The following is a 21,202-nucleotide window of genomic DNA, read 5'->3' on the forward strand; positions in this document are numbered from 1 at the left end:
GTCAGAAGGTCTTCGAGAAGCCGACCGTGACGGTGCGGCCCCAGCCATAGACGTCGTAGCTGCGGGTGGCGCTCGCCGAGGGGTTCGCATAGGTCTCGTCGAGCAGGTTGTCGACCGAGACATAGAGCGTGCCGCCGGCGAAGGGATGGGCGAGGGCAGCGTTCAGCGTGGCGCCGCCGTCGATCTCGAAGGTCTCGGTGCCGTCGAAGCGGTCGCGCCCGCTCCAGAACTCCACTTCGAGACGGACCACCGTCCCTGTGTCGAAGCGGTAGTTCCCGTACACGGTGCCGCGGAACGGCGTGGCGATGCGGTTGTTGGGAAGCCACGCGTCGATCGTGCCGTCGCCGTCCGAGTCCCACTCGCCCTCGCGCCAGGCGAGGTTGGTGCCGAGCGCCAGATTGCTGGTGACCTCGTATTCGCCGGTGAACTCGACGCCGTAGGTGATCTCCTTCGACTGGCCGATGGTGTTGGTGGAGGCGACGAAGTTCACGCCCTCGTCCGAGGTCGAGTAATAGCCGGCGAGGCTGCCCCGGAAGCGGCCGAGGCTGCCGCGCACGCCGATCTCGTAGTTGTTGACGATCTGCGCCTCGATGCCGAGGTCGTCGAAGCTCACGCTCATCTGCTTGGGGCAGGTGTAGGGGATCGGGCGCAGCCGGGCGCCGAGATAGCAGCCATAGGTGAGGATCTGCGAGGTGCCCTGCGCGCCGGCGCGGCGGGTGAAGGCGCCGATGTCCGGCAGCGCGAAGCCCTGGCTGAAGCCGCCATAGATGTCGATCGTGTCGGTCAGCTTGTAGGTGGCGCCGATGTTGAAGGTGGCGGCGGAGTAGTCGTAGTTGCCGCCGGTGACGGCGAGTTCCGGCAGCACCGCATAGCCCAGCCCCGGAAAGCCGAGGAAAGCGGCCGGCCGGGTGAAGTCGTTCACCTCCACGTCGAGATATTCGTAGCGCATGCCGCCGCGCACCACGAGCCGTTTGCCGATGGGGAGCTGGAGCTGCGCGAAGCCGGCATAGGTCATCTGGTTGAGCGGGGTGAACACGTCCTCGCCGTTGGTCAGCGTCTGCCAGGTGTCGTCGTGGACGATGTCGGTGCCCCAGGTCAGCTTCGCGCCGTCGAGAATGGGAAGCGGCGTGTCGACGGTCAGGTTGAAGCCGGCGCGCTCGGAGTAGAGGGCCGTCTGGTTGTAGGGCGAAGTCGGGCTGCCGAGATTGCCCGAGTAATAGACCATGAAGTTGTTGTTTATGTCGAACTCGCTGTAATTGAAGCGCTTTCGAATGTCGTTGTAGTAGGCGAGCATGCTCAGGTCGCCGAGTGCGAAGGCGCTGTCGGTGTAGCGCAGCGAGAAGGACTTGGTGTCCTCCAGAACGCTCTCGCCGCTATAGGGATTGCCGATGTCGGGCGCGGCGAAGGGGCCCGAATAGTCGGTCATCCACTGCGGGTCCTGGTTCAGGTAGATCCAGTTCGCCTGCGCCTCGATGCGCTTGCTGGCATCGAAGTCGTAGCCGATCTTCCCGAGGAAGTTGCCGCGTCCGTAATTGTCGCCGCCGCCCTGGCCGAGCATGCCGTCGGAGGGCAGCAGGCGGCCGTTGCCGTCATAGGTGTTGTTGGCGAAGGCGCCGGTGGCGGTGACGAGGTAGTCGAAGCCGCCCGGCGCGCGGCCGGAGACGGTGCCGGAGATTTCCGGCGCCAGCGACTCGCCCGGCTTGGCGGTGAAGGCGCGCAGCGCCGTGTTGATCGAGACGGTCGGCGCGCCGTCCGTCGGGCGCTTGGTGATGAAGTTGACCGTGCCGCCGGTGGCCCCGGCGCCGTAGGTGCTGGCGGCGCCCGCCACCACCTCGATACGCTCGACCGAGTTGAGGTCGATGAGCGCCAGCAGCCGCGAGACGTTGCGCAGCGGGATGTTCATCGGCACGCCGTCGATCATCACCAGCAGCTCGCGGCCGCGGAACGTCTCCGAGGCGCCGGAGATCGTCTGCGTGGACACGCTGTAGCCGGGGACCAGCTTGGCGAGCACCGCCGCGGGATTGTTGGTGAGCTGGAGCTGCTGCTCGATCTCGTTGCGCTCGATGACCCGCACCGTCTGCGGCACGTCGCTGATCGGGCGGTCGGCGCGGGTCGCCGTCACGGTGACGGTATCGAGGTCGATGGTCTCGCCGCCGGCGGATTCCTGGGTCTGTTCCGGTGCCGTCTGGGCGAGCGCCGGCGCCGCCGCTACGAGCGAGAGAAGACTGAACGAAGCCAGAAGCAATCCGCGCGAGAGAGCGATCATATCTTTGAACAATTCTGATAAGGCAGCTCATGCCCGAAAGGCAATTGCGCCGAGTTGCGTGTATCGCTCTTCTAGATACTGTCGTATACGATTTGCTTGGGCGGACGCGAAACGAAATATGGACTAAAGCGAACTCGGTGACTTAAGATCGATCTGTCGCGCTAGGGCAACATCTTAGAAATATTCCATAATGAGCGAGCGTTATGAGCCGGTCTGGTTCACGACCGAGGGCGTGCCTCCCCGCCGGCGCGCGGAGGTGGTGGCCGAGGCTTTCGCGCGGCTGATCGGCGACGTCGCGATCGACTTTCCGCTGCGGCCGCGCAGGCCGGTGCGTATGGTGCATTGCGCCCTGCCGGGCGCGCTGATCACCACCTGCATCGAGCTGCGCGCCCATCTGCGTCTCGGCGAGGGGGCGACCGGCGGCGACGTCGTCCTCGCCCGGCCGGTCGGCGGCGCGATCCGGGTGCGGCAGGGCGGGCGCGAGGCGGTGGTGGTCGAGCGCGACGCCACGCTGATCTCGCTCGGGCAGCCCTTCGAGATCGACGCCACCGGCGCGGAGCGCTTCGATTTCCTGCGCATCGCGGCCCCGGCGGTGGCGCGGCGGCCGGCGCTGGCACCGAGCCTGCTGCAGCCCGCCCTTGCCACCGACAACCGGCTGGTGCTGCTCACCCACTATGCCGGCGCGCTGCTGCAGGGGATGATCCCCCTCGACACCGAGCGCCATGCCCGGCTTGCCGGCAATCATCTGCGCGATCTTGCCGGCACGCTGTTCGGCCTCGACGAGCCGGTCGACGCGGCGTTGAGCCCGGCGGTCCGCCTGGCCGCGGTGAAGGAGCAGGTTGAGCGCGAGTTCATGCGTCGCGACCTGTCGGTCGAGACGGTCGCGCAGAGCCAGGGCGTGACGTCGCGCTATGTGCAGAAGCTGTTCGCCGGGGAGGGCACCACCTTCACCCGCTATCTGCTGGAGCGGCGGCTGGATGCGGCCCATGCGGCCCTGCGCGGCGTGGGCCGTGGCGCGATCGGCGCCATCGCTTTCGACGCCGGCTTCGGCGATCTCTCCTATTTCATCCGCTCGTTCCGGCGCCGCTTCGGCGTCCCGCCCTCGCAGGTGGCACGCGCATCCGGCGCGACGCCCGATGCCGATCGCCCCTGACCACCCGCCGCGCGGTCAGCCGCGCCGGTCGCGGCGCCAGGCCGCCGGGGGCGCGCCGAGATTCTGCCGGAACACCCGGGTGAAATGCGCCTGGTCGCAGAAGCCGGTGGCGACGGCGACCTCGGTCAGCGACATGCCGGTGTCGAGCAGCAGCCGCTGCGCCCGCTTGAGGCGCGCATCGGTCTGCCACTGGTGCGGCGGCACGCCGGTGGCGGCCTTGAACGCATGGCTGAAATAGCTGGAGGACAGGCCGACGAGCTGCGCCAGCTCCTCCAGCCGAATCGCGTCCGCGCAATGGGCGTCGATGTAGTCGATCACGCGGCGCAGTTGCCAGGAGGCGAGGGCAGAGCGCTTGCGCCCGGCGCGCGGGCTGGATCGCAGGAAATCGATGAAGAACGCGGTGGTCAGGCTGTCGCCGTACAGTTCGTGGAAGGCGAGGGGCGTCTGGCATTCCGCCGCGATCATGTTGGCGAAGGTCATAAGCCGGTCGTCGGTGAACATCAGCCGGGGCGTCTCGAACGCCTCGCGGGAGACCTCGTCGGCGAGCCGCGTGCGCAGCGCCTCGGCGTCGAAATGCAGGTCGAGGTGGCGCAGATAGGTCGTGCTGGTGAAGCGCGACCAGAGCGGCATGCCGGCCGGGATGAAGCTGATCTGGCGCGGCGCGTGGCGCTTGGGTACCTGCGCGTGGCCGGGGGAGAGCAGCAGCTCGAATTCGCCGCCCGTCTGGTCCAGCAGCACGAAGAGGCGGGGATGCTCGGAGATGTATTCCGCCCGCGCGCCGACCGCGCCTTCCGCTTCCCACAGCTCGACCAGCACACCGTTCCACGAGCGGCGGTGGCCGTCGGTGAGCACGGAGATGCCCTCACGCCGTGAGGTCATGTTGGGGATGAACGCTGCGGACATCGCTTTCCTCGCTCTCCCGACTGGAATGCCTGATCGATCGTGTCACAAACAAACCAAAAACGTACAAGATGTGACAGAGACGGACAATCATCTGGAAGCATTGATTGTTACGAGATGCCAAACGCATCTGGCGAACATCGAAGGATATACCTCTTTTGAATGTTTCCGAGCTGCGCGTCATTTGCAGGTTTATTTGGAACGTTTGCAATGTATGGGAAGTCCTTCAAGCTCCTGCTGCTGAGCAGCACTATGGCGACGCTGCCCTTGTGGGGCGCGGCCATGGCCCAGCAGGCGTCGTCCTCCGGCGAAACCGCGGTCGAGCTCGACACCATTTCGGTGGAGGGGCAGCAGAACGGCACAGGGCCGGTGAACGGCTATGTCGCCACGCAGACGACGTCCGGCATGAAGACGGACGTGCCCATCGTCGCCATCCCGCAGTCGGTCTCGGTGATCGGCCGCGACGAGATCGACGACCGCAAGGCGCTCAAGGTGGACGAGGCGCTGCGCTACACCGCCGGCGTGCACTCTTCGCCCTATGGCGGGCCGGATCCGGACACCGACTGGTTCTACATCCGCGGCTTCAACGCCACCCAGACCGGCATCTTCCTCGATAACCTGTCGCTTTACAGCTACGGCTTCGGCGGCTTCCAGATCGATCCCTTCCTGCTGGAGCGCATCGAGGTGCTGAAGGGCCCGGCCTCGGTGCTCTACGGCGGGTCGAGCCCCGGCGGCCTGGTCAATCTCGTCAGCAAGCGCCCGCGCGACGAGCGTTTCGGCTATGTCGAGACCGGCATCAACAATTTCGGCAACGGCTACTTCGCCTTCGACATCAACGACACCTTCGGCGCCGTGAATCCGCTGGGCGAGGGGGCCGCGACCAAGGCGCCGGCGTCGTCCGATCCGGTCTGGCTCTATCGCCTCACCGGTCGCATCGCCGGCGGCGACCAGCACACCGACTACAGCCACGATTTCCGCGGCGTGTTCATGCCGCAGATCACCTACCGGCCCTCGCAGCAGACCGAGCTGAACGTGTACGCGCAGATCGCCGCGCTCGATCAGGTCAATGTCGGCGGCGGCTTCCTGCCCTATTACGGCACGGTGCAGAACGCCTCCTTCGGCAAGATCAGCCGCGACGCCTATTTCGGCGAGCCGGGGCTCGACAACAGCCGCTACACGCAGCTCCTCGTCGGCTACGAGTTCAAGCACGAGTTCGAGAACGACTGGATCTTCAATTCGAGCGCGCGCTACGGCCATCTCAACAAGCGCGAGATCGGCCCTTACCCCTACGGCTACTACAACCCCGCCACCGGCTACGGCGGCAACGCGCAGCCGCTGACGCCCAACAACCTGCTCTACCGCATCGGCTTCGAGGGCATCAGCGGCGTCAACAGCTTCGCCACCGACAACCATTTCCGCCGCGAGTTCGCCACCGGCGCGGTAGAGCACGACTTCCTGTTCGGCGTCGACTACACGCTCTACCGCCTCGACAACGAGCAGTCCTCCGGCGGGGCGACGCCGATCAGCGCCACGGACCCGATCTACGGCGTGCCGCAGGGCCCGAGCGCGATCTATCTCGACCAGATCCTCACCCAGCAGCAGCTCGGCGGCTATGTGCAGGACCAGATGCGTTTCGGCGGCGGCTGGATCGTCACCTTGAACGGGCGCTACGACTACGTGAATACCGAGTCGGAAAGCCCCGCCACGCTGGCCTTCTCGCCGAACTACAAGACGCATGACGGCGCCTTCACCGGCCGTGCCGGCCTCGCCTACGAGTTCGCCAACGGCCTGACGCCCTATGCTGCGGTCTCCAGCTTCTTCAATCCGGTGGTGGGCGTCGATGCCGACAACACCGGCTTCAAGCCGGAGGAGGGCTACCAGTACGAAGCGGGCATCAAATACCAGCCGACCTTCATGGACGCGCTGATCACCGCCTCGGTGTTCCAGATCACCCGGCAGAACGTCACCGTTCCCGACGTCGACAACATCTTCTTCGACACCCAGCTCGGCGAGGTGCGCTCCACCGGCTTCGAGCTGGAGGCCAAGGCCAACGTGACGAGGAATTTCCGCCTGATCGGCACACTGACAGTGATGGACATGGAAATCACCAACGACACCAACCCGCTGATCATCGGCAACGAGCCGATGCTGGTGCCCAACGTGATGGCCTCCGCCTGGGCGGACTACAAGTTCGACCAGGGCCCGCTGAAGGGCGTGAGCATCGGCGGCGGCGTGCGCTATGTCGGCTCGTCCTGGGTGGACGACGAGAACACGCTGAAGGTCCCCTCGGTCACGCTGTTCGATGCGGCCATCCGCTACGATCAGGAGACGTGGGGCGTGGCGCTCAACGTCAACAACATCTTCGACGAGGTCTATGTGTCGGGCTGCCAGGGCATTTCCGGCTGCGGCTACGGCGACAGCCGCACCATCACCCTGTCGGCACACTACAAGTGGTGAGACTGCGCGCCTGATGCCCCGTTCCGCCCCGACACCCGCCTCCGGCGGCCCCGGCCTCTTCGACCTCGTCGACGCGCGCTACGACGTGCCCGGCCGGGCCATCCTCGGCCCGGTGTCGCTGCGGCTGGAACCCGGGCATGTCTACGGCCTCGTCGGGCCGAACGGCTCCGGCAAGAGCACCCTCATGCGCCTGCTCGCCCGCGATCTCGCGGCGACGGGCGGGGAGGTGCGCTTCGGCGGGCTCCCGGCCGGCGCGTGGGGCGAGCGTGGCTTCGCCCGCCGGGTCGCCTTCATGCCGCAGTTCACGCCGCCCGCCGACGGGCTGAACGTGCGCGAGCTGGTGGCGCTCGGGCGCTATCCCTGGCACGGCATGCTGGGCCGCTTCACCGCCGCCGACGCCGACAGGGTGGAGGCGGCCATCCACAGCACCGGGCTGGAGGCCCTCGCCGAGCGCGCGGTCGACACGCTCTCCGGCGGCGAGCGCCAGCGCGCCTGGCTCGCCGTGATGCTGGCGCAGGACACCGAATGGCTCCTGCTCGACGAGCCGACCTCGGCGCTCGATCTCGCCCATCAGGAGGAGATTCTGCGGCTGGTGCACGCGCTCAGCCGCGAGCGGGGGCTGTCGGTGGTGGTCGTGCTGCACGACATCAACCTCGCCGCGCGCTACTGCGACGAGATCGTCGCGCTGGGCAACGGCCGGATCGTCGCCCGCGCGCCGGCCGGCGAGATCATGCTGCCGGAGCGTCTCACGGTGATCTACGGCCTGCCCATGGGCGTCTTCGCCCATCCGGTCAGCGGCGCTCCCATCGGCTACGTCGCGTGAGCGTCCCGCGTGCCATAAGCCGTCGCTCCGTGCTGGCGACGGCCCTTGCGCTGGCCGCCGGCGGCGTGCGGGCGCAGGGCCTCGCGTCCCCGCGCGCGGCGACGCTCGACTGGGCGATACTGGAGACGCTGCTGGCGCTCGGCCACCCGCCCGTCGCCGCGACCGAACTGGTCCAGTTCCGCGAGGTGGCGGTCGAGCCCCCGGTGCCGCCGGGCGTGGCCGATCTCGGCCTGCGCGGCCTGCCGAACCTCGAGACGCTGCTGCTGGCGCGGCCCGACATCATCTTCAACTCGAACTTCTATGCCGCGCTGGAGCCGCGCCTTGCCCGCATCGCGCCGGTGGAGAGCTTCACGCTCTACGTGCCGGGGCAGGCACCCTACGAGCCGATGCTGGCGATGACCCGCGCCATCGCCGCCCGGCTGGGAATCCCCGGCGCCGCCGAGGTGCTGATCGCCCGCACGCAGGCCGGCCTCGACGCGCAGCGCGAGCGTCTCACCGCCGTCCAGCGGCCGGTACTGGCGATCAATTTCGGCGATGCGCGCCATTTCCGCACCTTCGGCTTCGACAGCATGATCGGCGAGGCGCTGGCGCGGCTCGGCCTCGCCAATGCGTGGAGCGGACCGACCGGCTATTCCGCTACGGCGCCGGTGGGCATCGAGACCCTCGCACGCTACCCAGATGCATTCGTCGCGGCGGTCGCTCCCCATCCGCCGGATGCGGTCGCGGTGTTCGAGCGCAGCGCCTTCTGGCACGCCTTGCCGGCGGTGAAGGCGGGCAGGGTGCTCTGGCTCGGATCGGTGGATCCGTTCGGTGCGCTGCCCTCCGCGAGCCGCTTCGCCCGGCTGCTGACCGAGGCGCTGGTGCGGGCGGAAGGCGCGGGCCGTGGCTGATACCGTGGCTGATTTGCGCTTCTCCCGCCTGTGGGGCGGGGCCGCGCTCCTCGCTCTGTGCGCGGCCGTCGCCGCGGTCCTGACGCGGCCGGGCGTGCCCGGCCTCGACGACGTGGTGCTCTGGCAGGTCGCGCTGCCGCGCGGTGCCGTGGCGCTGCTGGCGGGCGGCGCGCTCGGGCTTTCCGGCGCCCTGCTCCAGCGCGTGCTGCGCAACCCCATCGCCGATCCCTCGACGCTCGGCATCGCCGCCGGAGCCCAGCTCGCGCTGACGCTCGTCCTTGCCTTCGCGCCGGGACTGGCCGTCGCCGGCCGGGAGACGATCGCGCTGGCCGGCGGTGCGGGGGCGGCCGTGCTCGTCCTCGCACTCGGCTGGCGCCGGGGGCTCGATCCCGTCACCGTCGTCCTGTCGGGCATGATGATCGCGCTTGTCGCGGGGGCGGTCAGCGCGACGCTCGTTCTGGCGCGGGGCGAGTACGTGCTCTCGCTCTACATCTGGGGCGCGGGGTCTCTGGCGCAGCAGGGATGGGGCAGCGTCGCGACCATCGGCTCCCGCCTCGTCCTCGGTCTCGCCGCCACGGCGCTGCTCGCGCGGCCGCTGGCGCTGCTGGGGCTCGACGATGCCGGCGCCCGCAGCCTCGGCCTCGGCCTTGCCGGTGCCCGGCTGGCGGCAATGACGGTCGCCGTCTGGCTGGCCGCGACGGTGACGGCGGAGGTCGGGGTGATCGGCTTCGTCGGTCTGGCGGCGCCGGCCTTCGCCCGCCTCGCCGGTGCCGGCACCTCGCGCCAGATCATGACGCTGGCGCCGATCACCGGCGCGCTCGTGCTCTCTCTCGCGGACAGCTTCGTCCAGCTTGCGGGGACGGACGGGCACGACCTCGCGCCGACCGGCGCTGCCACGGCTCTGCTCGGCGGCCCGCTGCTGCTCTGGTTGCTGCCGCGCGTCCATTCGGTGGATCGGCTGCGCCACAGGACGGCGGCGGCGGCGCGCCGGCTGCGGCGGCCGGCATGGGCGCTCGCGGGCATCGCCGGCGTGGTTCTTCTCGTCGCGCTGGGCGCGTTGACCATCGGCCGGGCGGCGAACGGGTGGCACGTCGCGGGCGGCGAGCTGTTCGCCGAGCTCCTGCCGTTCCGCGCTCCCCGGCTCGTCGCCGCTGGCGGGGCAGGAATGATGCTGGCCGCCGCCGGTCTCGTCATGCAGCGCATGACCGGCAATCCGATGGCGAGCCCGGAAGTGCTCGGCGTCAGCGCCGGCGGCGGCGTCGGGCTGGCGGTGCTGCTGTTCGCCGGTGCCGCCACCGGGCCGCTGGTGCTGGTCGGCATGGGCGCCGGCTCGCTCGCCGTGTTGCTGGTGATGCTCGCGGTGGCCGCGCGTTGGGGCTTCGGGCCGGAGCGTCTGCTGCTCGCCGGCATTGCTTGCGGCGCGCTGTGCATGGCGGTCATCTCCACCGTGCTCGCGAGCGGCGGCATGACGGCCTACATGCTGCTCGTCTGGATGTCCGGCTCGACCAACCGCGTCGGCCCGTTCGAGGCGTGGACCGCCGTTGGCGCGGCACTGGTGCTGGTCGCGCCGCTTTTTCTTCTGGCGCGATGGATGACCGTGCTGCCGCTGGGCGCGACGGCGAGCCGGAGCCTCGGCATGCCCGTGCGCCGGGCGCGGCTGGTGCTGGCGGTGCTCGCCGCGCTGCTCACGGCGGCGGCTTCCTTCGTTGTCGGCCCGTTGAGCCTCGTGGGCCTCATGGCGCCGCATCTCGCCCGTCTGATGGGCTTCGTCCGACTGCGCGAGCAACTCGCCGCCGCCCTGCTGCTCGGGGCGCTGCTGCTGATCCTTGCCGACTGGCTGGCGCGCCTCGTCGTGTTTCCCTATCAGGTGCCCACCGGCCTCTTTGCCGCCCTCATCGGCGGGCCCTACCTCATCTGGCTGCTTCACCGTGGAGGAACGCAGCGTGACTGAGACCCTTCTCGTCGCCGAGGCGCGCGTTCCGCTCGCCGATCCCCGGGGCATGGTGGAGACGCTGTGCGCGCATTTCGTCGAGCATGCACATGTCACCCGCACCGCCGAGGGCGGCCTGATCGAGAGCCCGTTCGGCCGCGCCGAGCTGCGCGCCGGGAAGGCGCATCTGCATCTGCGGGCGGAAGGCGTCGATGCCACCGCGCTCTATGTGGTCAAGAACGCGCTGGCGGAGCATCTCGCCATCTTCGCGGGCGACACGGCTTCCCGCTTCTCCTGGTCGGGAGACGCGGCGGGCCAGCACCGCATCCCGTTCTTCCATGAGATGCGGGTCGTAGGCGCCCAGCAGCTCACGCCGAAGATGCGCCGCGTGACCCTGGCGGGCGGCGATGTCGCGGCCCTCGACGGGGAGGCGGGCCTGCATGTGCGCCTGCTCATTCCTCCCGCCGGGCGTCCTCCCGTCTGGCCGGTCGCCGCACCGGACGGGAGGACGCTCTGGCCGAAAGGCGAGGACGCCCTGATCCGCCGCGTCTACACGATCCGGCGCCTCGATCCCGCAGCGGGCACGATCGATGTCGACATGGTGCTGCACGAAGATGACGACGCCCCCGGTTCGCGCTGTGCGGCCAGGGCTCAGCCGGGCGATCCGGTCGGGGTGATGGGACCGGGCGGCGGCCTGCCGCCGGACGCGGACTGGCATGTCCTTGCCGGCGACGAGACCGCGTTGCCGGTCATCGCCCGCATCGCCGAAGGGCTGCCGGCGGGCCGACGGGTCATCGCCCTCGTCGAAGTGGCCGATATGGCGGAGGAACAGCCGATCGCTTCGCACACCGATCTTCAGCTTCGGTGGCTGCACCGCGACGGCGCTCCGGCGGGCACGACGGACTTGCTGGAGCGCGCGCTTCGGGCCATGGAATGGCCGGTCGGGGGGCGTGGGCATGTGACGGTCGGCTGCGAGCATCGCGCCGCGCGGGCCATCCGGAGCTGGCTGCGCGCGGAACGCGGCATGGCGAAGCAGGACGCGCAGGTCGCCGCCTATTGGCGGCTGGGGCGCAGCGGCGACACCGCCGTCGAGGAGCAGGACCGGGAATGATACGTTCGATGATGGCCTCGGGGTGGTGCGCCGACAGGGAGCGCGCCGCATGCTGAAGGCCTTCTTCTCCTACTATCGGCCGCACAAGCGTCTGTTCCTGATCGACTTCGGCTGCGCCGTGCTTTCCGGGCTGCTGGAACTCGGCTTCCCCATGGCGATGAAGGCCTTCGTCGACCTGCTGCTGCCGCAGGCCGACATCCAGCTCATCCTGCTCGCGGCCGTCGGGTTGCTCGCCGTCTACGCGCTCAACAGCGGGCTGATGGCGGTCGTCACCTATTGGGGCCATGTGCTCGGCATCAACATCGAAACCGAGATGCGCGAGCGGGCCTTCGAGCACCTGCAGAAGCTCTCCTTCCGCTTCTACGACAACTACAAGACTGGCCACCTCGTCGCCCGCGTCACCAAGGACCTTGAGGAGATCGGCGAGATCGCCCATCACGGGCCGGAAGACCTGTTCATCGCGGTGATGACCTTCGTCGGCGCCTTCCTGCTGATGCTGTGGGTGCACCCGCCGCTGGCGCTCCTCACCGCGCTCATCGTCCCCTTCACCGCGCTGATCGTCGCCCGCTACGGGGGACGCATGACGCGGAACTGGCAGGCACAGTTCGGCCGTGTCGGCGCCTTCAACGTGCGGCTGGAGGAGAACATCGGCGGCATCCGCGTGGTGCAGGCCTTTGGCAACGAGGATTACGAGCGCCGTCTCTTCGCCGGCGACAACGCCCGCTACCGCGACACCAAGCTCGACGCCTACCGCATCATGGCGGCGAGCCAGGCGCTGAACTACATGGCGATGCGCCTCGTGCAACTCGCGGTCATGCTCGCAGGCGCCTGGTTCGTCGTGCAGGGCACGCTGTCGATCGGCGGCTTCGTCGGCTTCCTGCTGCTGGTCTCGGTGTTCTACCGGCCCCTCGACAAGATCGCGGCGGTGATCGAGACCTACCCGAAGGGCATCGCCGGCTTCCGCCGCTATCAGGAATTGCTCGGCACCGAGCCGGATATCGCGGACCGGCCGGGCGCGCAGGCGGTGGGCCATCTGAAGGGTGACATCGGCTTCGAGGACGTGCGCTTCGGCTATACGCCGGACCGGCCGATCCTGACCGGCATCGACCTGCCCATCCACGCGGGCGAGACGGTCGCCTTCGTCGGTCCCTCCGGGGCCGGCAAGACGACGCTGCTGTCGCTGCTGCCGCGCTTCTACGAGATCGATGGCGGACGCATCACCGTCGACGGCATCGACATTCGTGACATGACGCTCGCCTCGCTGCGTCGGAACATCGGCATCGTCCAGCAGGACGTGTTCCTGTTCGGCGGCACCATCCGCGAGAACATCGCCTATGGCCGGCTCGATGCCTCCGAGGAGGACATCCTCGCCGCCGCCCGCCGCGCCCGGCTCGACACGCTGATCGCCGAGCTGCCGGAAGGGCTGGACACGCTGATCGGCGAGCGTGGGGTGAAGCTGTCCGGCGGGCAGAAGCAGCGTCTCGCCATCTCCCGCATCTTCCTCAAGGACCCGCCGATTCTGATCCTCGACGAGGCGACCTCGGCGCTGGACACCCATACCGAACGGGAGATCCAGCGCTCGCTCGACGAACTGGCGCGCGGGCGCACCACGCTGGTCATCGCCCACCGCCTCGCCACCGTGCTCGACGCCGATCGCATCGTCGTCGTCACGCCCGACGGTATCGCCGAGCAGGGGACGCATGAGGAACTGCTGGCCCGCGGCGGGCTCTACCGGCGCCTCTACCAGGCCCAGTTCGGCGAAGGGCCGGCGCTGGTCGGCGGCTGAGCCGGAGCCGCCGGGAAGGGCGGCTCCGCAGCGCGCTCACGCGGTGGCTGTCGCGCCGCTGTCGAAGACCTTGAAGGGCGCAATGGCCTTGTGATCGATGATCGCCCCGAGGCCCGGCGCGGAAGAGACGCCGGCCACGCCGCCGCGTATCTCGCGCTCGAGCGGGTTCTCCAGCACCTGCACATAGGAGTTCGAATCCGAGAAATACGGATAGATCTCGAGATTCATCGCATTGGGGATCACGGCGCAGAGCGCGAGCGAGGCGGCCGAGCACAGCGAACTGGCGCAATTGTGCGGCGACACGCGGGCGTTGTAAGTCTCCGCCATGCCGGCGATCTGCACCGCCTCCAGCAGGCCGCCGCAATTGGCGATGTCGGGCATGACGATAGAAACCGCGCCGGTGTCGAGCACGTTGCGGAAGCCCGCGCGCCCGTAGACCCGCTCCCCAACCGCGATCGGGATGGCGGTTCGCGCCGCCGTTCGGGCGAGGCCCGCCAGATTGAAGGGGTCGACCGGCTCCTCGATCCAGCGGATATCGAGATCGCGACACACGTCGAGGAAGCGGACGAGCTGATCGTCGCAGACCCCGCCCGACAGGTCCAGCATGATCTCGATCTCGGGGCCGACCTCGGCGCGCAGCGCCTTCACCCTTTCCACCGCTCGGTGGAACCGGCTGTCGTCGACCATGCGGGCCGACACGTGGCGGAAGGTTCCGTCCGGCAGCTCGTGCGCGAAGGGGTAGCACTTCAGCGCGCGGTAGCCGTCCTTGAGTGGTCGGGCGGCGGCGCGCGCCCACTTCGCCACGTCGTCATATTCGTGGTTCCAGCCATTGGCGTAGACCTTCACCTCACTGCGCACCGGGCCGCCAAGCAGTTCGTGGACGGGCACGCCCAGGGCCTTGCCCTTGATGTCCCAGAGCGCGAGCTCGATGGCGCTGATCGCCGCGAAGGTGATCGCGCCGCCGCCCTTGGCCCAGAAGGAATGGTCGTAGAGATCCTGCCAGATGGCCCGGACGTGCGAGGGATCGCGGCCGGCGAGATGCGGGGCCATGTCCTCCAGCATGCCGGCGACTGCCGCCGCACCATAGCCATAGGCGACGCCCGCCTCGCCGAAGCCGGTGATGCCTTCGTCGGTGCTGATTTCGACGAGAACGGGACGCAGGCCGCCGCCCTCCACGCGATAGATCGCGACATGGGTGATCTTCATGAAAGACGCCTTGCGGGTAAGAGGAACGGCGGCGGGTGAGTGCCGAAGGGGGTTATTTGTGCGCCGTCACCACGATCTCGATCAGCGTGTCGCCTCCGAGATCGGCGACGCCTACGGTCGCCCGTGCCGGCAGGTTTTCAGGCGCCACCCACGCTTTCCAGACAGCGTCCATCTCCGGCTTGCGGTTGAGGTCGGTCAGGAAGATCGTCGCCGAAAGCAGCTTGGTCTTGTCCGTGCCGGCTTCCGCCAGATAGGTGTCGAGCTTCGCCAGGATCTCGCGGGTCTGCCCGGCCATGTCGAGACTCTCGTCGTCGCAGGTCGTGCCGCCGACGAACACCATGCCGTTATGCTCGACGACGCGGTGCATGATGGGAGTGCGAAGCTGTCTCGTCGCCATTGTCTTCTCCTTGTCAGATGGATCGGGAATTCAGTGGTCGCCGTCCGCCGTCCGCCCGGTGACCGCGATGAGGGCCTCCGGCGTCTGCGGCATTGCGGCCAGCTCGGAGAGCCGCAGCGGCTTCACCGGCGGGCGCAGTCGATAGACGCCGATCTCGGCCGGACTCACGCTGCGCTCGGCCGCCATGATCTCGGAGACCGTGAGCGCACACATGCGCCCTTGGCATGGTCCCATGCCGCAGCGCAGGAAGGTTTTGAGCTGGTTGGGGCCGGGCACGCCGAGCGCGACGGCCTCGCGCACCTGGCCCGCCGTTACCTCCTCGCAGCGGCAGACGATGGTTTCGTCGTCCTGCGGCGCGCGGAACGGCTCGGCGGGCAGGTAGAGGTTGTCGAGGAAGGCTCGCCCGCGGGCGAGCCGCCGCCTCTGCGTCACCAGCGCGGCCAGGTCGTCGCCTGCCTCGGGCGCGAGGCCGAGGTCGCGCAACGCGGCCCGCGCGGCAATGCGGCCGGAGACCTCCGCATGTTCGGCGCCGCCGATGCCGGCGCCGTCCCCAACGACGAACACGCCCGGCAGCGAGCTGCGTCCCTCGCCGTCGGTCGTCGGTTGGAAGGCCCGCTGCGTCTCGTTCCATTCGATGGCGCAGCCGGCGGCGCTGGCAAGGTTGATGTTCGGCACCACGCCTTGGTGCAGCAGCACGCAGTCGGCGGCGAGGGTGCGCTCCCGGCCGCCCCTGCAATAAGTGACCGCCTCGGCGCTTCCCTGCCCGGTGATGCGCAGCGCCGTGACGCCGGATACCACCTTCAGCGAGCGGCGAACCTTCCACAGCAGGCCGAGGCCCTTGGAGAGGTAGGGCGACCGCAGGAAGCCGGGCAGATGGCGGAGCGCCGGAAGGCGCCGTTCCCGGTCGCTCGTGTCGAGCAGTTCCACGATCCGCGTGCCGGCGTCGAGAAGCTGGGCGGCCAGCAGGTAGATCAGCGGTCCGCAGCCGGCGAGAACCACGCGTCCTGTCGGGACGATGCCCGCCGATTTGAGCGCGATCTGCGCCGCGCCCGCGGTCATCACGCCCGGCAAGGTCCAGCCCGGCACGGGCATCGGGCGTTCCATGGCACCGGTCGCCAGCAGCACCGCGCGCGCGTCGATCCGGCGGGCGGCACCACCCAGCGAGACGCCGATCCGGGCGAGGCCGGTCGCTTTCTCATCCCTGTCCTGTGGCGCCGGATCGAGGCTCCAGGCGGTCGCGGTGGGAGCGTAGTCGAGGGTGGCGGCGAGGAAGGAATCGGCAAGCGCCTTACCCTTCCAGTAGTCGCGTCCGAGGAACGGCAGCTCCTGCGGGTCGTTGCGCGTGATAGCGCGATAGATTTGTCCACCGGGCGTGCCGTTCTCGTCGAGCAGCAGCACGCGGGCTCCGGCCTCGGCGGCCTCGGTCGCGGCGGCGAGGCCCGCCGGGCCGGCGCCGATCACCGCGAGGTCGTACGCCTCGTCGAGCTGTTCGACATGGGAGAGAAGCCGCGCGCTCATGCGGCGCTCTCCGCAGCGATGGCAGGGGCGCCGTCCTGGCTCTCGACAACCATGCCGTCGCGCACCTCGATCAGGCAGCTCTGGCGGTTGTGTACGCCGTCCACCGTGACCAGGCAGTCGAAGCAGACTCCCATCAGGCAATAGGGCGCGCGGGGTTCGCCGCCGACCACGCTGGTGCGGAAGGCGCTGACGCCGGCGGCCAGAAGCGCCGTCGCGAGGCTCTGCCCCGGCGCGGCGCGCAGGGCGCGACCGTCGAAGGAAAAGGTCACGGTATCGGAGGGGGAGGGCTCACGCAGCCTGCGGAACATGGAACCTCCGCGAATCGAAAGGGGAGAGCTCGGTTGACAGCGCACCGGCAGCGATCTGCGGCGCAACGACGAGCGCGTGGTTAGCCGCCAGTGTCACGCCGGAGTGGCAGAGTGTCAGGAAGGCGCCGGGATGGGTTGCCGACTGCTCGTAGATGGGCAGGCCGTCCATCGACTTGATGCGGAAGCCCGACCAGCTTCGCACCACATTCAGGTTGGTGAGGGCCGGAAAGACGCGTAGGGCGCGGTTGGCGAGAACGGCGCTGATGTCCTGATTGGTAGCGATGGAAGCCGTATCGGTCTCCTCGCTGTCGCCGATCATGACGCCGCCTTCGTCGGTCTGGCGGATCGTGGCGGAGGTATAGGGGAAGAAGGGAGCACATCGCTCCGTGACGATGATCTGCCCCTTGCTGCGCTTGAGCGGCGCGCTGAGCCCGACCATGGGCGCCAGATACGCGTTGCCGACGCCGGCGGCGAGCACGACACGCCGGGCGAACACCTCGCCCCAGTTTCCATGCAGTCGGAAACCCCCGGCCTGCGGCTCTATCCGCGTCACCGTGCTGTGGGAGCGGTAGGATGCGCCGGCGGCCTGCAGTGCCGCGTGCAGGGCACGGAAGAGGCGCAGCGCGTTCACGTCGCCATCGGCTTTCGAATAGACGGAGCCCACGACCTCGGCTCCGACCGATGGCACGCGATCGCGCGTCTCGCCGGGGCCGAGCACCTCATAAGGCTCGGCTTTACCGGCTGTCTCGCGTGCGATGGTCTCCATCTCCGCACGCATCGCGTCGAGTTCGCCGCGTGACAGGGCAAAGCTGAACGCGCCGCGCTGGCGCAGGCCGATATCGATCCCGGTCTGCGTGCGCAGCGCCACGGCGAACTCCGGCCATCTCCCGGCCGAAGCGCTGGACCAGAGAGCGTAGTGCGCCGCGCCACGTCCCTTCCCCTGTACCCAGACCAGCGCGAAATTGGCGCGCGATGCCCGCAGGTCGAGATCCTCGCCGTCGAGCACCAGCGGGCGCAGGCCGCAGCGCGTCAGCCCCCAGGCGATCGACGCGCCGACCAGCCCGCCGCCGATGACGGCGATATCCCATGCGTCGGTATTGGCCATGAATCGTTCCGTCATGCCCTTGAGGCCGGTGCGGCCGGATAGGTCGCACCGGATCGCCAAGTTCAGCCGCGGGGGCTGACGTCGACCTTGAACCACTTCTCGGAGAGGCGCTTGACCGTGCCGTCGGCGATCGCCGCCTTGATGGCGTCGTCGAACTTCGCCTTCAGCGCGGAGTCGTCCTTGCGCAGGCCGACCGCGATAACGCCGAACACGCCACCCGAGAAGATCGGGCCGGCGAGCTGCGCGCCCTTCATGTCCGGCTTGTCGAGCGCGGCGGCGAGCACGGTGGCGTTGGCGACAACCGCGTCGAGACGACCGCTCATCAGGTCGAAATTGTGCTCCTCGGTCGTCTTGTACTCGCGGATATCGGCGATGTCCTGGAAGTAGGTCTCCATGAAGGTCGAGGCGGTGGTCGCGCCCTGCACGCCGACGACCTTGCCCTTGAGCAACACCTTCATTTCGTCGATGCGAGTCTTGGCGCCGGCTTCCTGGGTGTCGAGCGAATAGGTCTCGCCGGTGCCGGGAAGTTTGCCGAGCGGGGAGTCCGAGAGCACGGCGAAACCGTTGATCCCGGCGGCGTAGGGCGTGGAGAAGGAGATGACCTTTTCGCGCTGCGGCGTCACGCTCATCGCCGCCATGATGGCGTCGTACTTGCGGCCCTCGAGGGCGGGAATGATGCCGTCCCAGTTCTGGGCGACGATCTCGCACTTGACCTTCATGCGCGCGCACAGCTCATCGGCGAGTTCGATCTCGAAGCCCTGCAGCTTCCCGTTCGGACCGGAGAAGTTCCACGGTGCATAGGCGCCCTCGGTGGCGATGCGGACCACTGGCCCCTCGGCGGAAGCGGCGGTGGTGGCCGCAAGCAGCGCGGCGGCGGTGAGAAAGGCCTTGAATTTCATATGTCTACCCTCTGGTTGGTTTTGTCGGCAGCTAACACGGTGCGGACGTTTTCCAGCCCTCGCGCGACAGGAACTGTCGAAGGCGGTCCGAACGCGGATTGGCGAACAGCTCTGCGGGCGGGCCTTCCTCCTCGACCACGCCGCGGTGGAGAAAGACGACGCGGTCGGAGACCTCGCGGGCGAAGCCCATCTCGTGCGTGACGATCAGCATCGTCCGGCCTTCCGCGGCGAGATCGCGGATGACCTTCAGCACCTCGCCCACCAGCTCGGGGTCGAGCGCGGATGTGGGCTCGTCGAAGAGCATCAGGCTCGGCTTCATGGCGAGCGCGCGGGCGATGGCCGCTCGCTGCTGCTGCCCGCCGGAGAGATGCGCGGGATAGTGATGGCGCTTGTCGGCGATGCCGACCCGGGCGAGCAGCGCCTCGGCCTCGGCGAGGCATTCCCGGCGGTCGCGCTTCTGCACGTGCACCGGCGCCTCGACGAGGTTTTCAAGGATCGTCAGGTGGGACCACAGGTTGAAGGACTGGAACACCATGGTCGCCTTGGCGCGTAGTCGGCCCACCTGCGCCATGTCGGCGGAGCGCGGTGGCTGTCCCGGCCGACGCGTGATCGCGATGGCCTCTCCCTGGATCGCGACGGTGCCGGCATCCGGGATTTCGAGCATGTTGATGCAGCGCAACAGGGTGGACTTCCCCGATCCCGACGCGCCGAGGATGGAGACGACCTCGCCGTCCTGTGCGGCGAGCGAGACGCCGTGCAGCACCTCATGATGCCCGTAGCTCTTGCGGATGCCGGCGAGTTCGACGGCGGGCGTGTTCGGCCGTCCGGCCAGGGTCGGGTCAGCCATGCCGGGGTGCCTCGGTTTCGGGGCTCTGCGCCGGAGCGGGAGCCGCCCGCTTCTCCGGTGAGAGCGCGGTCTGGAGCGCGGCACAGAGCCGGGCGATGAGGAAGTTGATGGTGAGGTAGATGGCGCCGGCGCCGATGAAGACCTCGACCGGCCGGTAGCTCTGCGAGATCAGCTTGGCCGCCAGCCCCGTCACCTCCAGCAGGGTGATGGTCGAGGCCAAAGCCGTCGACTTCACCATGAGGATGATCTCGTTGCTGTAGGCCGGCAGCATTTGCCGAAACGCCTGCGGCAGGATGATGCGCCGGAAGGCGAGGGGGCGGGACATGCCGAGGGCGCGCGCGGCCTCGATCTGCCCGACCGCCACGGAGTTCAGCCCGCCCCGGATCAGCTCGGCGCTGTAGGCGGCGGTGTTGAGTGCGAGGGCGATTACCGCGCACCAGTAGGCTTCCCGCAGGAAGGGCCAGAGCATGCTCTGGCGCAGCACCGGGAACTGGCTGAGGCCGTAATAGACGATGTAGATCTGCACCAGCACCGGCGTGCCGCGGAAGGCGAAGATGTAGAACCGCGCGGGATAGTCGAGCAGCGGGTTGCCGCTCACCCGCATCAGCGCCAGCGCGAACGCCAGCATCGCACCGGAGGAGACCGAGAGCACCGTGAGCTGCAGCGTGAGCGGCACGCCGCCGATCAGCGTGGAGAGCGTGTCGAGGAAGAAGGGAAGGTCGAGCATCACGCCGGCCTCCGGACGCCGCGCATGGCGCGCTTCTCCAAGGCCTGGAAGCCGATGCCCGAGACGAAGGTGATCAGGAGATAGAGCGCGGCGGCGGTGAGGAAGAAGCTGAAGGGCTGCCGCGTCGAGCCCGCGCCGATCTGTGCCTGCCGCATCAGCTCGATCAGTCCGACGACGGAGATCAGCGCCGATTCCTTGAGGACGAGCTGCCAGACATTGGCCACGCCCGGAATGGCGAAGCGGATGGCCTGCGGCAGGACGACCCGGCGAAAGAGCAGGAAGGAGGACATACCGTAGGCGCGGGCGGCTTCGATTTCACCCCTAGGGAGCGCTTCGACTGCGCCGATGAAGACCTGCGTCTGGTAGGCGCCCGAGACGACGCCGATCGCCAGTGCGCCGGTCAGGAAGGCGGGTGCGCCGACGAAGCCCTGCGCGCCGAACATCGATGCTACCGAGGTGATGAGCGAGCTGGAGCCGAAATAGAAGAGATAGATGACCAGGAGGTCCGGCACGCCGCGGAACACGGTCGTGTAGACCTCGGCGGTCCAGCGCAGGGAGCCGAAGCGGGAGAGCTTCGCCGCCGCGCCGCAGCACCCGAACAGGACGCCGGCGACGAAGCCGACGATGCTGACGCCGATCGTCATGCCGGCGGCCGCGAGCATGTCGCGACCCCACCCATCCGGGCCGAAGCCCATGAGCTGGAAGTACTGCAAGCACGTAGCCCCTCGGCTCCACGCGCATGTTGCCCATGCGTCGAGGATGGCGACGGCGATAGCCGGCGCATCTGGTTCTGGTTTGCGGGAAGCGACCGTGAGTGGATGAATTCCCGTGGTGCGACGGAAGCTTGCATTGCAGCCGTATTCCGTCAAATTCGTAATC

18 protein-coding genes are annotated in these 21,202 nt (G+C 68.6%); 7 read left to right on the forward strand and 11 right to left on the reverse strand.

The annotated features are described in order from the left end of the window. Position 1: 1 nt before the first annotated feature. Positions 2 to 2,266, reverse strand: a complete 2,265-nt coding sequence (locus FO470_RS12640; RefSeq protein ID WP_144343338.1) for a TonB-dependent receptor — start codon at positions 2,264 to 2,266, stop codon at positions 2 to 4. Between the two features lie 190 nt (positions 2,267 to 2,456). On the opposite strand from FO470_RS12640, the gene FO470_RS12645 reads away from it, so the two are divergent. Beyond that, positions 2,457 to 3,419 (forward strand): helix-turn-helix transcriptional regulator, encoded by a 963-nt coding sequence (locus FO470_RS12645; protein ID WP_144343339.1) that lies wholly within the window; start codon positions 2,457 to 2,459, stop codon positions 3,417 to 3,419. 15 nt (positions 3,420 to 3,434) lie between these two features. Here FO470_RS12645 and FO470_RS12650 read toward each other — a convergent pair whose 3' ends face one another. After that, positions 3,435 to 4,322: a helix-turn-helix domain-containing protein gene (locus FO470_RS12650; RefSeq protein WP_244616645.1), complete on the reverse strand. Its 888-nt coding sequence runs from the start codon at positions 4,320 to 4,322 to the stop codon at positions 3,435 to 3,437. A 207-nt stretch (positions 4,323 to 4,529) separates the two neighbouring features. Here FO470_RS12650 and FO470_RS12655 point away from each other — a divergent pair, with 207 nt between their 5' ends. The 6 genes from FO470_RS12655 to FO470_RS12680 are packed head-to-tail and all read left to right on the forward strand — an operon-like array spanning position 4,530 to position 13,316. Continuing rightward, positions 4,530 to 6,776, forward strand: coding sequence for a TonB-dependent siderophore receptor (locus FO470_RS12655; RefSeq protein WP_144343340.1), 2,247 nt, complete (start codon positions 4,530 to 4,532; stop codon positions 6,774 to 6,776). Between the two features lie 13 nt (positions 6,777 to 6,789). Continuing rightward, a complete protein-coding gene (locus FO470_RS12660; RefSeq protein ID WP_144343341.1) occupies positions 6,790 to 7,599 on the forward strand; it encodes an ABC transporter ATP-binding protein in 810 nt (269 codons plus the stop codon). Further along, on the forward strand, positions 7,596 to 8,489 hold the full coding sequence (locus tag FO470_RS12665; protein WP_144343342.1) for an iron-siderophore ABC transporter substrate-binding protein: 894 nt from the start codon (positions 7,596 to 7,598) through the stop codon (positions 8,487 to 8,489). Before FO470_RS12660 ends, FO470_RS12665 begins: the two co-directional genes overlap by 4 nt. Continuing rightward, positions 8,482 to 10,440, forward strand: coding sequence for a Fe(3+)-hydroxamate ABC transporter permease FhuB (gene fhuB, locus FO470_RS12670; protein ID WP_144343343.1), 1,959 nt, complete (start codon positions 8,482 to 8,484; stop codon positions 10,438 to 10,440). The genes FO470_RS12665 and fhuB overlap by 8 nt, the downstream gene beginning before the upstream one ends. Next, on the forward strand, positions 10,433 to 11,530 hold the full coding sequence (locus FO470_RS12675; RefSeq protein ID WP_144343344.1) for a siderophore-interacting protein: 1,098 nt from the start codon (positions 10,433 to 10,435) through the stop codon (positions 11,528 to 11,530). Before fhuB ends, FO470_RS12675 begins: the two co-directional genes overlap by 8 nt. Before the next feature lie 49 nt (positions 11,531 to 11,579). Next, positions 11,580 to 13,316 (forward strand): ABC transporter ATP-binding protein, encoded by a 1,737-nt coding sequence (locus FO470_RS12680; RefSeq protein ID WP_144343345.1) that lies wholly within the window; start codon positions 11,580 to 11,582, stop codon positions 13,314 to 13,316. 36 nt (positions 13,317 to 13,352) lie between these two features. Here the strand turns inward: FO470_RS12680 and FO470_RS12685 are convergent, their stop codons facing one another. The 9 genes from FO470_RS12685 to FO470_RS12725 all read right to left on the reverse strand — a co-directional run bounded on the left by FO470_RS12685 (position 13,353) and on the right by FO470_RS12725 (position 21,018). Then, positions 13,353 to 14,522 carry a mandelate racemase/muconate lactonizing enzyme family protein gene (locus tag FO470_RS12685; RefSeq protein ID WP_144343346.1) on the reverse strand — a complete coding sequence of 390 codons (1,170 nt, stop codon included), beginning with the start codon at positions 14,520 to 14,522 and terminating at the stop codon, positions 13,353 to 13,355. Positions 14,523 to 14,574: 52 nt separating this feature from the next. Next, positions 14,575 to 14,919: a RidA family protein gene (locus FO470_RS12690; RefSeq protein WP_144343347.1), complete on the reverse strand. Its 345-nt coding sequence runs from the start codon at positions 14,917 to 14,919 to the stop codon at positions 14,575 to 14,577. A gap of 30 nt (positions 14,920 to 14,949) precedes the next feature. Continuing rightward, complete coding sequence (locus tag FO470_RS12695; RefSeq protein WP_144343348.1) at positions 14,950 to 16,437, reverse strand: FAD/NAD(P)-dependent oxidoreductase; 1,488 nt, start codon at positions 16,435 to 16,437, stop codon at positions 14,950 to 14,952. After that, positions 16,434 to 16,745, reverse strand: a complete 312-nt coding sequence (locus FO470_RS12700) for a (2Fe-2S)-binding protein (protein ID WP_144343349.1) — start codon at positions 16,743 to 16,745, stop codon at positions 16,434 to 16,436. The genes FO470_RS12695 and FO470_RS12700 overlap by 4 nt, the downstream gene beginning before the upstream one ends. Then, positions 16,726 to 17,850, reverse strand: a complete 1,125-nt coding sequence (locus FO470_RS12705; protein ID WP_144343350.1) for an NAD(P)/FAD-dependent oxidoreductase — start codon at positions 17,848 to 17,850, stop codon at positions 16,726 to 16,728. Before FO470_RS12705 ends, FO470_RS12700 begins: the two co-directional genes overlap by 20 nt. 62 nt (positions 17,851 to 17,912) lie before the next feature. Continuing rightward, entirely contained in the window at positions 17,913 to 18,749 is an 837-nt protein-coding gene (locus tag FO470_RS12710) for a lysine/arginine/ornithine ABC transporter substrate-binding protein (RefSeq protein ID WP_144343351.1), read from the reverse strand. A 31-nt stretch (positions 18,750 to 18,780) separates the two neighbouring features. Beyond that, positions 18,781 to 19,596: an ABC transporter ATP-binding protein gene (locus FO470_RS12715; RefSeq protein WP_144343352.1), complete on the reverse strand. Its 816-nt coding sequence runs from the start codon at positions 19,594 to 19,596 to the stop codon at positions 18,781 to 18,783. Further along, positions 19,589 to 20,323: an ABC transporter permease gene (locus FO470_RS12720; RefSeq protein WP_144343353.1), complete on the reverse strand. Its 735-nt coding sequence runs from the start codon at positions 20,321 to 20,323 to the stop codon at positions 19,589 to 19,591. The genes FO470_RS12715 and FO470_RS12720 overlap by 8 nt, the downstream gene beginning before the upstream one ends. After that, the gene (locus FO470_RS12725) at positions 20,323 to 21,018 is read right to left on the reverse strand and encodes an ABC transporter permease (RefSeq protein WP_144343700.1); all 696 of its coding nucleotides are present in this window, start codon (positions 21,016 to 21,018) and stop codon (positions 20,323 to 20,325) included. The genes FO470_RS12720 and FO470_RS12725 overlap by 1 nt, the downstream gene beginning before the upstream one ends. Positions 21,019 to 21,202: the final 184 nt, after the last annotated feature.

Origin of the sequence: Ancylobacter moscoviensis, assembly GCF_007559435.1 — a bacterium.
In the GTDB taxonomy this organism is placed as follows: domain Bacteria; phylum Pseudomonadota; class Alphaproteobacteria; order Rhizobiales; family Xanthobacteraceae; genus Ancylobacter; species Ancylobacter moscoviensis.

What these genes read in the sequence shown, in the direction of transcription:
- FO470_RS12640 (WP_144343338.1), bottom strand. Translation starts at nt 2,266, where the DNA reads ATGATCGCTCTCTCGCGCGGATTGCTTCTGGCTTCGTTCAGTCTTCTC.
- FO470_RS12645 (WP_144343339.1), top strand. Translation starts at nt 2,457, where the DNA reads ATGAGCGAGCGTTATGAGCCGGTCTGGTTCACGACCGAGGGCGTGCCT.
- FO470_RS12650 (WP_244616645.1), bottom strand. Translation starts at nt 4,322, where the DNA reads ATGTCCGCAGCGTTCATCCCCAACATGACCTCACGGCGTGAGGGCATC.
- FO470_RS12655 (WP_144343340.1), top strand. Translation starts at nt 4,530, where the DNA reads ATGTATGGGAAGTCCTTCAAGCTCCTGCTGCTGAGCAGCACTATGGCG.
- FO470_RS12660 (WP_144343341.1), top strand. Translation starts at nt 6,790, where the DNA reads ATGCCCCGTTCCGCCCCGACACCCGCCTCCGGCGGCCCCGGCCTCTTC.
- FO470_RS12680 (WP_144343345.1), top strand. Translation starts at nt 11,580, where the DNA reads ATGCTGAAGGCCTTCTTCTCCTACTATCGGCCGCACAAGCGTCTGTTC.
- FO470_RS12685 (WP_144343346.1), bottom strand. Translation starts at nt 14,522, where the DNA reads ATGAAGATCACCCATGTCGCGATCTATCGCGTGGAGGGCGGCGGCCTG.
- FO470_RS12690 (WP_144343347.1), bottom strand. Translation starts at nt 14,919, where the DNA reads ATGGCGACGAGACAGCTTCGCACTCCCATCATGCACCGCGTCGTCGAG.
- FO470_RS12695 (WP_144343348.1), bottom strand. Translation starts at nt 16,437, where the DNA reads ATGAGCGCGCGGCTTCTCTCCCATGTCGAACAGCTCGACGAGGCGTAC.
- FO470_RS12700 (WP_144343349.1), bottom strand. Translation starts at nt 16,745, where the DNA reads ATGTTCCGCAGGCTGCGTGAGCCCTCCCCCTCCGATACCGTGACCTTT.
- FO470_RS12705 (WP_144343350.1), bottom strand. Translation starts at nt 17,850, where the DNA reads ATGGCCAATACCGACGCATGGGATATCGCCGTCATCGGCGGCGGGCTG.
- FO470_RS12710 (WP_144343351.1), bottom strand. Translation starts at nt 18,749, where the DNA reads ATGAAATTCAAGGCCTTTCTCACCGCCGCCGCGCTGCTTGCGGCCACC.
- FO470_RS12715 (WP_144343352.1), bottom strand. Translation starts at nt 19,596, where the DNA reads ATGGCTGACCCGACCCTGGCCGGACGGCCGAACACGCCCGCCGTCGAA.
- FO470_RS12720 (WP_144343353.1), bottom strand. Translation starts at nt 20,323, where the DNA reads ATGCTCGACCTTCCCTTCTTCCTCGACACGCTCTCCACGCTGATCGGC.
- FO470_RS12725 (WP_144343700.1), bottom strand. Translation starts at nt 21,018, where the DNA reads ATGGGCTTCGGCCCGGATGGGTGGGGTCGCGACATGCTCGCGGCCGCC.